General features: G+C 64.8%; 8 protein-coding genes. All 8 read left to right on the forward strand.

Going from position 1 to position 13541, the window contains the following annotated elements:
* The first annotated feature begins 51 nt into the window (after positions 1-51).
* Complete coding sequence (uvrA, locus tag Q9246_RS07045; protein ID WP_306396512.1) at positions 52-2583, forward strand: excinuclease ABC subunit UvrA; 2532 nt, start codon at positions 52-54, stop codon at positions 2581-2583.
* Between the two features lie 175 nt (positions 2584-2758).
* Positions 2759-6250 carry a response regulator gene (locus Q9246_RS07050; protein ID WP_306396514.1) on the forward strand — a complete coding sequence of 1164 codons (3492 nt, stop codon included), beginning with the start codon at positions 2759-2761 and terminating at the stop codon, positions 6248-6250.
* 35 nt (positions 6251-6285) lie between these two features.
* Positions 6286-7077: a CheR family methyltransferase gene (locus tag Q9246_RS07055; protein WP_306398112.1), complete on the forward strand. Its 792-nt coding sequence runs from the start codon at positions 6286-6288 to the stop codon at positions 7075-7077.
* Positions 7078-7124: 47 nt separating this feature from the next.
* Entirely contained in the window at positions 7125-7679 is a 555-nt protein-coding gene (locus tag Q9246_RS07060) for a chemotaxis protein CheB (RefSeq protein ID WP_422802381.1), read from the forward strand.
* A complete protein-coding gene (locus Q9246_RS07065; protein WP_306396516.1) occupies positions 7676-8890 on the forward strand; it encodes a hybrid sensor histidine kinase/response regulator in 1215 nt (404 codons plus the stop codon). The genes Q9246_RS07060 and Q9246_RS07065 overlap by 4 nt, the downstream gene beginning before the upstream one ends.
* Before the next feature lie 213 nt (positions 8891-9103).
* On the forward strand, positions 9104-9667 hold the full coding sequence (gene ahpC / locus Q9246_RS07070; RefSeq protein WP_306396517.1) for an alkyl hydroperoxide reductase subunit C: 564 nt from the start codon (positions 9104-9106) through the stop codon (positions 9665-9667).
* A 122-nt stretch (positions 9668-9789) separates the two neighbouring features.
* Positions 9790-11358: an alkyl hydroperoxide reductase subunit F gene (gene ahpF, locus Q9246_RS07075; RefSeq protein ID WP_306396518.1), complete on the forward strand. Its 1569-nt coding sequence runs from the start codon at positions 9790-9792 to the stop codon at positions 11356-11358.
* A 466-nt stretch (positions 11359-11824) separates the two neighbouring features.
* Positions 11825-13537: a RecQ family ATP-dependent DNA helicase gene (locus Q9246_RS07080; protein ID WP_306396520.1), complete on the forward strand. Its 1713-nt coding sequence runs from the start codon at positions 11825-11827 to the stop codon at positions 13535-13537.
* Positions 13538-13541 lie beyond the last annotated feature (4 nt).

Raw genomic sequence — 13541 nt, forward strand, 5'->3', positions numbered from 1 at the left:
CGGCCTGCGCAAGGCGTCCAATGACGTTTCCAAGATCACGCTGGAGGGCAGATGCCCGGCAAGAAGCCCCATCATGACGCCGCCGCAGACGGCTACGTCCACGTGCGCGGCGCGCGCGAACACAATCTGAAGAACGTCGACCTCGACATCCCGCGCGGGCAGCTGGTGGTGTTCACCGGCGTCTCGGGTTCCGGTAAATCGTCGCTGGCCTTCGGCACCCTGTATGCCGAGGCCCAGCGGCGCTACCTGGAATCGGTGTCGCCCTATGCGCGCCGCCTGTTCCACCAGATGCCAGTGCCCGAGGTCGACGAGATCGAGGGCCTGCCGCCGGCCGTCGCCCTGCAGCAGCAGCGCGGCACGCCGACTGCGCGCTCGTCGGTCGGCAGCGTCAGCACGCTCTCCAACTCGCTGCGCATGCTGTACTCGCGCGCCGGCGATTATCCGAAAGGGCAGGAGCTGCTGTTTGCCGAGTCGTTCTCGCCCAACACCCCGCAAGGCGCCTGCCCGCGCTGCTCGGGCCTGGGCCGCATCTACGACGTGACCGAACAGTCGATGGTGCCGGACGACAGCCTCACGATCCGCGAGCGGGCGGTCGCCGCCTGGCCGCCGGCCTGGCATGGCCAGAACCTGCGCGACATCCTGGTCACTCTCGGCTACGACGTCGATACCCCGTGGCGCGACTTGCCGAAGAAGGACCGCGACTGGATCCTGTACACGGACGAGAGCCCGACGGTGCCGGTGTATGCCGGCTTGACCCCGAAAGAGACGAAAGCGGCCCTCAAGCGCAAGGATCCGCCCAGCTACCAGGGCACGTTTACCGGCGTGCGGCGCTACGTGATGCAGACCTTCGCCAATACCGAAAGCGCGTCGATGAAGAAGCGCGTGGCGCGCTATATGGTCAGCAACGCCTGTCCGGAGTGCGAAGGCAAGCGCCTGCGGCGCGAATCGCTGTCGGTGACCTTCGCCGGCCACGATATCGCCGAGATCTCGCGCCTGCCGCTGGCAAGGCTGGCCGAACTGCTCCAGCCCTACGCCGAAGGCAAGGACAAGCCAGGCAAGCAGCTGCACGCCGAGCAGCTGATCGTGCGCCGCCGCATCGCCGCCGACCTGGCCGCGCGCCTGGAGGTATTGCTGGCGCTGGGCCTGGGCTACCTGGCGCTCGAACGCAGCACGCCGACCCTGTCGCCGGGCGAATTGCAGCGCCTGCGCCTGGCCACGCAGGTGCGTTCGAGCCTGTTCGGCGTGGTGTACGTGCTCGACGAACCGTCGAGCGGCCTGCATCCGGCCGACACCGAAGCCTTGCTCGACGCGCTGGCCCAGCTGAAGGCGGCCGGCAATTCGCTGTTCGTGGTCGAGCATGCGCTGGACGTGATCCGCCAGGCCGACTGGCTGGTCGACGTCGGCCCGCTGGCCGGCGAGCGCGGCGGCCAGGTGCTGTATAGCGGGGTGCCGGAGGGCCTGCGCAAGGTCGAACGGTCGCAGACCCGGCGCTACCTGTTCGGCGAGGCGCCGCTGCCCCAGCGCACGCCGCGCGAGCCGACCGGCTGGCTGAAGCTCGAGGGCGTCCACCGAAACAACCTGCGCGACCTGGCCGTCGATTTTCCGCTCGGTGTGTTGACGAGTGTGACGGGCGTGTCGGGCTCCGGCAAGTCGAGCCTGGTGAGCCAGGTGCTGGTCGAGCTGGTCGGCCAGGCCCTGGGGCAGGGCGGTGCGGCGCTTGACGAACAACCGGAGGAACCCGACCTGGAACGCGACGAAGCACTGCCGCTGGAAGGCCGCATCGTGTCCGGCATGGAGGGTGTGCGGCGCCTGGTGCGGGTCGACCAGAAGCCGATCGGCCGCACGCCGCGCTCGAACCTGGCCACGTACACAGGCCTGTTCGACCAGGTGCGCAAGCTGTTCGCCGCCACCCCGGATGCGAAGAAGCGCCGCTACGACGCCGGGCGCTTCTCGTTCAATGTCGCCAAGGGCCGCTGCGAACACTGCGCCGGCGAGGGCTTCGTGATGGTCGAGCTGTTGTTCCTGCCCAGCGTGTATGCGCCATGCCCGACCTGCGAAGGTGCGCGCTACAACGCGCAAACGCTCGAGGTGACGTATCGCGGCAAGAATATCGCCGAAGTGCTGCGCATGACGGTGGGCGAGGCGATCGACTTTTTCAGGGACGAAGCGCTGGTCGAGCGCTCGCTGGAAGTGCTGGACGAGGTGGGTCTCGACTACCTGCGCCTGGGCCAGCCGGCCACCGAGCTGTCGGGCGGCGAGGCGCAGCGCATCAAGCTGGCGTCCGAGCTGCAGCGCGCCACCCGCGGTAATGCGCTGTACGTGCTGGACGAACCGACCACCGGCCTGCATCCGGTCGACGCAGACCGCCTGATGGTGCAACTGAACCGCCTGGTCGATGCCGGCAATACGGTGATCGTCGTCGAGCACACGATGCGGGTGGTGGCCGGCAGCGACTGGGTGATCGACGTCGGACCGGGCGCGGGCGACGAGGGCGGGAAGGTGGTGGCATCCGGCCCGCCGATGACTGTGGCGCGCAACAGGGCCAGCCGCACTGCGCCGTATCTGAAGCCGCACCTGGACTAGCGCACACCGGGCGTACAGGCGCACTGAACAGTGCGCGCATTCCGTATGCATTTTGATAAGATCGTGCCTGCGCAAGCTGGCGGCGTGCTTGCGCACGACCGTGCGTCTTTCGTGTGCGCTTGAATTCACATTTGCGTTACACTTAGGATATTTTTTTTCTATCAAAACAACAGGCATGGCCGCTCCCACTATCGAAAACAGCGAGTTTCGCCGCATTCTTACGCGCAATGTCGCATTGCCTTTAGGCATGAGTATCGTCAGCGCGATCGTCTTCGTCGGCATCATCGCCTACCTGATCAACAGCCTGACCTGGGTCGAGCATTCCCAGAAGGTGATCGGCGGCGCCCATGAGATTCGCAAGCTGTCGGCCGAGATGGAATCGGGCATGCGCGGCTACCTGCTGGCGGGTGACGAGGAGTTCCTGGCGCCGTACCTGCTGTCGTCGCAGCGCATGTCGGTCAGCCTGGATGGCCTGGCCGACCTGGTCAAGGACAATATTGCCCAGGCCGAGCGCGTGACCCGGATCGCCCAGATCCAGAAGCAGTGGCAGGACTTCGCCCAGAACATGATCGAGCGTCGCCGTGCCAACGACATCAGTTATATCGACGCCGTGAGCAGTGGCCGCGGCAAGACGCTGACCGATGAAATGCGGCGCAACTTCGACCTGGTGCTGGCATCCGAAATGCGCCTGCTGCAAGAGCGCAGCGATGCCGCGCGCAGCACCACGTTCTGGTCGGTGGCCGCCTTCCTGCTGCTCTCCGCGATCGTCGGCGCCAGCCTGGCCGCCTTCGGCCGGCGCCAGCTGGTGCGCCTGTCCGACACCTATAACGAGGTGCTGGCGCACGAAGCCGAAAACAATGACAAGTTGCGCCACCAGGACTGGCTGCGTACCGGCCAAAACGAACTCAATGTGCGCAGCGCCGGCCAGATCAACCTCGAGCCGCTGGCCGACGCCGTGCTGCCCTATGTGGTGAAATACCTCGACGGCGTGATCGGCGCCATGTACGTGCGCAGCGACGACGGTGCCATGCGCCGCATCGGCGCCTATGGCTTCACCCATACCGAGACCGAGCGCGCCGAGATCATCGCGCCGGGTTCCACGCTGGCCAGCAAGGCGGCCGAAGAAAACCGCCTGATGGTGCTCGACCAGCTCCCGGAGGGCTATATCAAGGTCAGCAGCAGCCTGGGCGAGGCGCCGCCGCGCGCCCTGGTCATCGCCCCGTTCCACAACCACGGCAAGGTCAAGGGCGTGTTCGAGATCGCCTTCCTGCGTCCGGTGGAGCTGCGCGACCGCGAATTCCTGGGCTTTATCGCGCAATCGGTCGGCGCCGCCATGGCGTCCGTGCTGTATCGCCAGCGCCTGCAGGACGCGCTGGAAGAAAGCCAGACCCTGAACGAGGAACTGCAGGTGCAGCAGGAAGAGCTGCGCACCGCCAACGAAGAGCTGGAAGAGCAGTCGCGCGCGCTGGAAGAATCGCAGTCGGCGCTGGAAAACCAGCAGGCCGAGCTGCGCACTACCAACGACCAGCTGGCCGAGCAGGCGCTGAACCTCGACATGAAGAACTCGGCCCTGCAGTCGGCCCAGGAACAGCTGCACCAGCGCGCCGTGGAGCTCGAGAGCGCCAGCCGTTATAAATCCGAATTCCTGGCCAATATGTCGCACGAGCTGCGCACGCCGCTGAACAGCTCCCTGATCCTGGCCAAGCTGTTGGCCGACAACAGCGGCGGCAACCTCTCCGACGAACAGGTGCGCTTCGCCCAGACCATCTATTCGGCCGGCAACGACCTGCTCCAGCTGATCAACGACATCCTCGACATCTCGAAGGTGGAGGCGGGCAAGCTGGAACTGGTGCCCGAGGACGTGCCGGTGCGGCGCGTGGTCGAGGGCCTGGTGCGCACCTTCGAACCGTTGGCGCGCCAGAAGTCGCTCGAGTTCAAGATCAATGTCGACCCGGGCGTGCCGGCCAGCCTGCACACCGACCGCCAGCGCATGGAACAGATCCTCAAGAACCTGCTGTCGAACGCCGTCAAGTTTACCGAGACCGGTTCGGTGAGCCTGTCGGTCTTGAGCACGCCGGAAGGCGACGTCGCGTTCCGGGTGCAGGACACCGGCATCGGCATCGCGCAAGACCAGCAGGACAAGATCTTCGACGCCTTCCATCAGGCCGACGGCACCACCAGCCGCCGCTTCGGCGGCACCGGCCTGGGCCTGTCGATCACGCGCGACCTGACCCGCCTGCTGGGCGGCAGCGTGGCCGTGTCGAGCGCGCCGAACGAGGGCAGCGTGTTTACTCTCACCCTGCCGCGCGGGATTCCGGACGTGCCGGCGCCGGCCGAGCTGCCGACGACGTCGGCGCCGGTGCAGTTGCCGCCACCGGCGCCGCTGGCCGCTGCGCCAGCGCCGGTCCAGGCCGCGGCGCCGGCGGCGAGCGCCGAACCGCTGTCGACCTTCCCGGACGACCGCGACCAATCGGCGGCGGGGCGCCGCACCGTGCTGGTGGTCGAGGACGAGATGGCGTTCGCGCGCATCCTGTACGACCTGGCGCGCGAACTCGATTACCGCTGCCTGGTGGCGATGAGCGCCGACGAGGGCCTGGCGCTGGCCGTCAGCCAGCGTCCCGACGCCGTGCTGCTGGACGTGCGCCTGCCGGACCGCTCGGGCCTGACCGTGCTGCAGCAAATGAAGGACAATCCGTCGACCCGCCACATCCCGGTGCACGTCATTTCGAGCATCGAGAGCGGCGGCGAAGCCCTGCACCTGGGCGCCATCGGCTATGCGCTGAAACCGACCAGCCGCGAAGACCTGGAAGAGGTGTTCCGCAAGCTGCAGGAAAAATCGAGCCAGAAAATCAAGCGCGTGCTGCTGGTCGAGGACGACGAGCGCCAGCGCGACAGCGTGGTGGCCCTGATCGCCGACGACGACGTCGAGATCGCGGCCGTGGGCACCGCCAGCGAGGCGCTCACGCACCTCAAGAACGAGGTCTTCGATTGCATGATCATCGACCTCAAGCTGCCCGACATGCAGGGCGGCGAGCTGCTCGAACGCATGTCGCACGAGGAGCTGTGCTCCTTCCCGCCGGTGATCGTGTACACCGGCCGCAACCTCACGCGCGACGAAGAATCCCAGCTGCTGCGCTATTCGCGCTCGATCATCATCAAGGGCGCCCGCTCGCCGGAGCGACTGCTGGACGAAGTCACGCTGTTCCTGCACAAGGTGGAGTCCGAGCTGTCGACCGAGCGCCAGAGCATGTTGAAAGCCGTGCGCGGGCGCGACCGCGTGTTCGAGGGCCGCACCATCCTGCTGGTCGACGACGACGTGCGCAATGTGTTCGCCCTGACGTCGGCGCTGGAGCAGCGCGGGGCCCGGGTCGAAGTCGGCCGCAACGGCTTCGAAGCGATCGCCAAGCTGGATGAAGTGCCGGGCATCGACCTGGTGCTGATGGATATCATGATGCCGGGCATGGACGGCCTGGAAGCGACGCGCCGCATTCGCGCCGACGGACGCTTCGACCGCCTGCCGATCATCGCCATCACCGCCAAGGCCATGAAGGACGACCAGGAACAGTGCCTGGCCGCGGGCGCCAACGATTACCTGGCCAAGCCGATTGACCTGAGCCGCCTGTACTCGCTGCTGCGGGTCTGGATGCCGACCCTGGAGAGAATTTGAGCCAACCCCCGAGCGACTTCGACATCGAGCTGCGGATGCTCGTCGAAGCCGTGTACCTGAAATATAACTATGACTTCCGCGACTACACCGGCGCTTCGCAAAAGCGCCGGGTGCTGGTGGCCATGCGCGAGATGGAGTGCGCGACGGTCTCCGAACTGCAGTCGCGCGTGCTGCACGAGCCGAACGGCTTCGCCCAGCTGCTGCAATACCTGACGATTCCCGTCACCGAGATGTTCCGCGACCCCGACTACTTCCTGGCGGTGCGCGAGCAGGTGGCGCCTTTCCTCAAGACGTATCCGTCGCTGAAGATCTGGGTGGCCGGCTGCAGCACCGGCGAAGAGGTGTATTCTCTGGCCATCCTGCTCAAGGAGGAAGGGCTGCTCGAGCGCAGCATCATCTACGCCACCGACATCAACCCCGAATCGCTGGAGGCGGCGCGGCGCGGCGTGTTCCCGCTGGACCGCATGCGCCTGTACACCGAGAACTACCAGAAATCGGGCGGCAAGGCCGCGTTCTCGGACTATTACACGGCGGCCTATGGCGGCGCGCTGTTCGAGCGCAGCCTGATGGAGAACGTGACCTTCGCCGACCACAGCCTGTCGACCGATAGCGTGTTCTCTGAAACGCACTTCGTCAGCTGCCGCAATGTGCTGATCTACTTTAACCGGCGCCTGCAGGACCGCGTGCTCGGCCTGTTCCACGACTCGCTGTGCCATCGCGGCTTTCTGGGCCTGGGCAGCAAGGAGAGCATCGACTTTTCCAGCTACGCCGAGCGCTTCGAGCCGCTGGCGCGGCGCGAGCGCGTCTTCCGCAAGGTGTCGCCGTGAGCCTCGAAGCGCGACTGGGCGCGGCGCTCGGCGCGCGCCGCATCGAGATGGTCGTCATCGGCGGCTCGGCCGGTGGCGTCGACGCCCTGGTCGGGCTGCTGCCGGCGCTGCCGGCGGGCTTCGGGCCGGCGGTGACCTGCATCCTGCACGTGCCGCCGGACCGCGATAGCCGCCTGGCGGAGCTGTTCGCGGCGCGCGCGCTGCTGCCGGTGCGCGAGGCGCAGGATAAAGAACCGATCCAGCCGGGGACCGTGTATTTCGCCGGTTCCGGCTACCACCTGTCGGTCGAGCAGGATCGCAGCTTCTCGCTCAGCTGCGAGCCGCCGGTGCAGTTTGCGCGGCCGGCGATCGACATCCTGATGGAATCCGCCGCCGACGTCTATGGTCCGGCGCTTGCAGGTATACTGCTGACCGGCGCCAATTTCGATGGCGCCGACGGCATGTGCCGCATTCGCGAGCGGGGCGGCCTGACCATCGTCCAAGACCCTGAAGAAGCACAGGCCAGGTCCATGCCCGAAGAGGCAATCCGGCGCTGTGCCCCGCACCTGGTGCTGCCGCTGTCCGCGATCCGCACCGTGCTGCCCCTGTTGGAGACCCCATGAGCGTCAAGGAACCAAGCAAGATTCTGATCGTCGACGACCTGCCCGAGAACCTGCAGGCGCTCGAGGCGCTGCTGCGCCACGATCAGCGCGCCATCTACCAGGCCGGCTCCGGCGAACAGGCGCTGGCGCTGCTGCTCGAGCATGAGTTCGCGCTGGCCATCCTCGACGTGCAGATGCCGGGCATGGACGGCTTCGAGCTGGCCGAGGTGATGCGCTCGACCACGCGCACCCGGCACATCCCGATCGTGTTCGTGTCGGCGGCGGGGCGCGAGCTCGATTACGCCTTCAAGGGCTACGAGAGCGGGGCGGTGGACTTCATGTACAAGCCGCTCGATGCCGATGCGGTGCGCAGCAAGGTCAATGTCTTCGTCGCGCTCGACCAGCAGCGGCGCGAGACCCGGCGCCAGATGCTGGCGCTGGAGCAGAGCCGGCAAGAGCAGGAGGTGCTGCTGCGCGAGCTGAACCAGACCCAGCAGGAGCTGCAACGCTCGCTGCGCATGCGCGACGAATTCATGTCGCTGGTGGCGCACGAACTGCGCACGCCGCTCAACACGCTGTTCCTGGAAACGCAGATGCGCAGCCTGCAGCTCAAGCGCGGCAACACGGCGGCCTTCGGCGGGCAGCAGATGGAGGCGATGATCCAGCGCGACGAGCGCCAGATCAAGTCGATGATCCGCCTGATCGACGACATGCTCGACGTCTCGCGCATGCGCAGCGGGAAGTTGTCGATCCGCCCGGCCCAGGTCGAGCTGATATCGCTGCTGGAGCGGGTGGTGAGCGACCTGTCGCTGCAGGCAGCCACGACCGGCAGTTCCCTGGCCTTGCGCCCGCACGAGGGCGTGACCGGCTGCTGGGACGAGTTCCGCGTCGAGCAGGTGATCGTCAACCTGCTCACGAATGCGCTGCGCTACGGCTGCGGCCAGCCGGTGGAAGTGAGCGTGGAGCGCAATGGCGACATGGTCCGCATCGACGTGCGCGACCAGGGCAAGGGCATCGCCCCGTCCGACCTGGAGCGCATCTTCGAACCGTACGAACGCGGCGCCCGCAACGGCGAACCGAAGGGCCTGGGCCTGGGCCTGTACATCTCGCGCCAGCTCGCCATCTCGCACGGCGGCGAACTGCGCGTGTCGAGCAAGCCGGGCGAAGGCTCCGTCTTCAGCCTGGTGCTCCCATGCACCGACGTCCCGGTCTGCGCCGAAGCCGACGTCTGAGGCGGGCAAGCGAGACGGCGGTTGCAGCCGCTTGCCATTTGCGACACACTGTCCGGGTTTGTTTCGAGCTCCTCCTGTCGCCAGGATGGGGAAGCCGCACTTGATTGATAGCTAAAATCAATCAAGAATATCGAATCAATCAATTTCACAAACGATGAGCAGGTCGGTACACTGCTTGTCATACGCTTCATCAACCCCCAAACAGGAGATTACATGTCCCTCATCAACACCCAGATCAAGCCGTTCAAAGCAACCGCATACGCCAACGGCAAGTTCATCGACCTGACCGAAGAGAACTTCAAGGGCACCTGGTCGGTGGTGATGTTCTACCCGGCCGACTTCACCTTCGTCTGCCCGACTGAACTGGAAGATCTGGCCGCATTCCAGCCGGAATTCGAAAAACTGGGCGTCAATGTCTACGGCGTGTCGACCGACAGCCACTTCGCCCACAAGGCATGGCACGACACCTCGGACGCGATCAAGAAAGTGAACTACCCGCTGATCGGCGACCCAACCGGCGTCCTGTCGCGCAACTTCGAAGTCATGATCGAAGAAGAAGGCATGGCACTGCGCGGTACCTTCGTGATCAATCCTGAAGGCCAGATCAAGATCATGGAAGTGCACGACAACGGCATCGGCCGCGATGCATCGGAACTGATGCGCAAAGTCAAGGCAGCCCAGTACGTTGCTTCGCACCCAGGCGAAGTCTGCCCAGCCAAGTGGACCGAAGGCGCCGAAACCCTGACCCCGTCGCTGGACCTGGTCGGCAAGATCTAAGCACTACGCAGTAGCTAAGTAGCACCCGAGAACGGGCCGCTGCGGCGGCCCGTTTTACGTCGGTCAGAAACGACCCCGGCCTGTATATAAGTCATTGTCATTAGAGTCAAAGGAAAAACATCATGCTGGACGCAACCCTCAAGAAACAGTTGCAAGCCTATCTGGAAAAAGTGGTGCAGCCGATCGAGCTGGTTGCAGCGCTGGATGATTCGCCGAAATCGCGCGAAATGGATGAGCTGCTGAATGAGATCGCAGCCCTGTCCGACAAGATCACGGTTCGCCAGGAAGCCAACGAGCGCACCCCGTCGTTCGCCATCAACCGCGTCGGCACCGATATCGGCGTGCGCTTCGCCGGCATCCCGCTGGGCCACGAATTCACCTCGCTGGTGCTGGCCCTGCTGCACGTCGGTGGCCACACCATCAAGCTGGAACAATCCGTCATCGACCAGATCGCAGCCCTGGACGGCGACTACGTCTTCGAGACCTACATCTCGCTGTCGTGCCATAACTGCCCTGAAGTAGTGCAGGCACTGAACACGATGTCGGTCATCAACCCGCGCATCAAGGTCGTGACGATCGATGGCGGCGTCTTCAAGAAAGAAGTGGAAGACAAGCAGATCCTGGCCGTGCCGATGATGTTCCTGAACGGCCAGCATTTCGGCCAGGGCCGTACCAACGTCGAGGAAATCCTGTCGAAGATCGACGTCAACGGCGGCGCCAGGAAAGCAGCCGAACTGAGCCAGAAAGACCCGTTCGACGTGCTGATCGTCGGCGGCGGCCCCGCCGGCGCGGCAGCCGCGATCTACGCGGCCCGCAAGGGTATCCGTACCGGCGTGCTGGCCGACCGCTTCGGCGGCCAGGTGCTCGATACGCTGGCAATCGAGAACTTCGTGTCACTCAAAGCGACCGATGGTCCGAAATTCGCCGTCGCCCTGGAAGAACACGTCAAGGAGTACGAGGTCGACATCATGAACACCCAGCGCGCCAACAAGCTGGTGGGCGGCAAGCTGATCGAGGTGCATACCGAGAGCGGCGCGGTGCTCAAGTCGAAATCGGTGATCGTCGCTACCGGCGCTCGCTGGCGCGAAATCAATGTGCCAGGCGAGAAAGAGTACAAGAACCATGGCGTGGCCTACTGCCCGCACTGCGACGGCCCGCTGTTCAAGGGCAAGCGCGTGTCGGTGATCGGCGGCGGCAACTCGGGCGTCGAAGCGGCGATCGACCTGGCGGGCATCGTCAAGGAAGTGACCCTGATCGAATTCGGCAATGAACTGCGCGCCGATGCGGTCTTGCAACGCAAGCTGTACTCGCTGCCGAACGTCAAGGTGATCAAGTCGGCCCAGACCACCGAGATCCACGGCGACGGCAAGATCGTCAACGGCCTGAGCTACAAGGACCGCAATAGCGGCGAACTGCATCGCCTGGACCTGGAAGGCGTGTTCGTGCAGATCGGCCTGGTGCCGAATGCCGAGTTCCTGAAGGGGTCGATCGAGCTGTCGGCGCATGGCGAAATCGAAGTCGATGCCCGCGGCCAGACCTCGATGCCGGGCGTGTTCGCCGCCGGCGACGTCACCACGGTGCCGTTCAAGCAGATCGTGATCGCGGTGGGCGAGGGCGCCAAGGCATCGCTCGCGGCTTTCGATTACCTGATCCGCCAGCCGGTGGAAGAGGAAGAACAGAAAGCCGCTTGACGATCATGGCGGGCCGAAAAAGCCCGCCAGATGAAAGGACAAACGCCGCTTCCCCGTGGGAGGTGGCGTTTTTTTATGCGGTGAGGATCAGTGGAACGAGAACAGCAGGGCTGACGACAATGCTCCAGACTCCAGCAAGAACCAGGTCGCAGCACTGGCAAGGGCCAGATGGATTGCGGTCCACGTCATTGGGTGGCGGCGCGACATGATGATTCTCCTGAGATGAAAGCAAAGCTGTGATTGATGGTCACAATAGTAAATGTCTAGTGGGATACCTCGGCATCGGCTAATCTTCCGTCGCGTTGTAGGACTAAACCTTGTCGCAAAAATGTGTCGCACAATTGACACATTCAGCATAGCACTCGCCCTATAACGTTGCGACCCCGCCAAAAGTTGACGTCCTACGCATGAAGTAGGTGGCGTCCTATGGCCGAGTTGTCGCCGTACTAATAAAGTCGGGTTCATCATGACCCGACACGACCCCACCCTCATGCACCGCGGCCTGCTCGCCGTGCGCCGCAATACCATCCGCCGCCTCCTGGACGCCGTGTTCGGCATCGCGCAGCTGCGCGAAGGCCAGCAGCACGTCATCGACAGCGTCCTCGACGGCAAGGACACCCTGGCCATCATGCCCACCGGCGGCGGCAAGTCGCTGTGCTACCAGATCCCGGCCAAGATGCTGGAGGGGATCACGATCGTCGTGTCCCCCCTCATTTCGCTGATGAAGGACCAGCTCGAGAAGCTCGAGGAGATCGGCATCCGCTCGGTCCAGGTCAACAGCAGCCTCTCTGCCGAAGAAGAACACGCGGCCATCGAGGCGATCGCCAGCGAATCGTGCGAGATCGTGTTCTGCACCCCGGAACGCCTGGTCTCGCCCGACTTCATCGCCGTGCTGCGCAAGGTCACGCTCGACATCGTCGTGATCGACGAGGCCCATTGCATCTCGCAGTGGGGCCACGATTTCCGCCCGGCCTATATCGGCCTGGCCGCCGCGATCGAGGCCATTGGCCGGCCGCCGGTGCTGGCCCTGACCGCTACCGCCACCGACGAAGTCATCGCCGACATCGGCAAGCAGCTGGGCCGCAAGCTGAACGTAATCAATACCGGCATATACCGGCCCAACCTGCACTACCGCGTGCAGCAGGCGACCAGTCTCAAGGAAAAATACCGGCAGGCGCTCGCGCTGGTTCAGCAGACGGCCGGCGTCGGCATCGTCTATGCCGCCACGGTCAAGGTGGCCGAAGAGATGCTGGCGGTGCTGGAAGAAGCCGGCGAATCGGTCACCCTCTACCACGGCAAGCTGCCGGCCGCCGAACGAAAACTGAACCAGGACCTGTTCATGGATGGCGCGCGGCGCGTGATGGTGGCGACCAATGCCTTTGGCATGGGCATCGACAAGCGCGATACCCGCTTCGTGATCCACCTGCAGATCCCGGCCAACCTCGAATCGTATTACCAGGAATCGGGCCGCGCCGGCCGCGATGGCCTGGATGCCGAATGCACGCTGCTGTTCCTGCAGGACGACAAGCGCATCCAGCAGTTCTTCCTGGTGAAACACTATCCCGACGCGCAAGAACTACAGCTGGTGCACGAGACCGTGCGCACGCTGCACGAGGACGGCCCCGTCACCGGCCGCCGCATCGAGGAAGCGCTGGAAGACGTCGCGCATGCCAATATCAAGGTCTGCCTCAAGCTGCTCAAGGATGCGAAGCTGGTGCGCCAGAACCGCAAGCTTGAATACCTGCCCAGCGCCGCCGAGCCGCGGCCCGGCGTGTATGCGCGCCTGGCCCAGGTGTATGTGCAGAAGCAGGAGCGCGACAAGGAAGCGCTGGACCAGATGGTCAGCTACGCGGTCAGCGGCTTTTGCCGCTGGAAGCTGCTGCTCGATTATTTCGGCGACCAGGCGCCGGGCTTCGAGCAGTGCTGCAAGTGCGACAACTGCCTGAACCCGCCGACCCTGAGCCTGGGCGAAGACATCGCCATCCGCGACGACGAGTTCGACCGCGAGCCGGCCGTGGAAACCATCAAGCCCAGGTTCGAGGTCGGCGCGCATGCCAAATCGTCGAAGTATGGCAAAGGCGTGGTGAAGGCGGTCGCCGGCGAGCAGGTGACGGTCGAGTTCCCGGACGGGGAGAGCCGCAACTTCATGGCCGACTTCCTCAAGCCGGTGAAGGCCTGAGGAG

Source organism: Telluria beijingensis (assembly GCF_030770395.1).
In the GTDB taxonomy this organism is placed as follows: domain Bacteria; phylum Pseudomonadota; class Gammaproteobacteria; order Burkholderiales; family Burkholderiaceae_D; genus Telluria; species Telluria beijingensis.

What these genes read in the sequence shown, in the direction of transcription:
- ahpF (WP_306396518.1), top strand. Translation starts at nt 9,790, where the DNA reads ATGCTGGACGCAACCCTCAAGAAACAGTTGCAAGCCTATCTGGAAAAA.
- Q9246_RS07060 (WP_422802381.1), top strand. Translation starts at nt 7,125, where the DNA reads ATGGTCGTCATCGGCGGCTCGGCCGGTGGCGTCGACGCCCTGGTCGGG.
- Q9246_RS07055 (WP_306398112.1), top strand. Translation starts at nt 6,286, where the DNA reads ATGCTCGTCGAAGCCGTGTACCTGAAATATAACTATGACTTCCGCGAC.
- ahpC (WP_306396517.1), top strand. Translation starts at nt 9,104, where the DNA reads ATGTCCCTCATCAACACCCAGATCAAGCCGTTCAAAGCAACCGCATAC.
- Q9246_RS07050 (WP_306396514.1), top strand. Translation starts at nt 2,759, where the DNA reads ATGGCCGCTCCCACTATCGAAAACAGCGAGTTTCGCCGCATTCTTACG.
- uvrA (WP_306396512.1), top strand. Translation starts at nt 52, where the DNA reads ATGCCCGGCAAGAAGCCCCATCATGACGCCGCCGCAGACGGCTACGTC.
- Q9246_RS07065 (WP_306396516.1), top strand. Translation starts at nt 7,676, where the DNA reads ATGAGCGTCAAGGAACCAAGCAAGATTCTGATCGTCGACGACCTGCCC.
- Q9246_RS07080 (WP_306396520.1), top strand. Translation starts at nt 11,825, where the DNA reads ATGACCCGACACGACCCCACCCTCATGCACCGCGGCCTGCTCGCCGTG.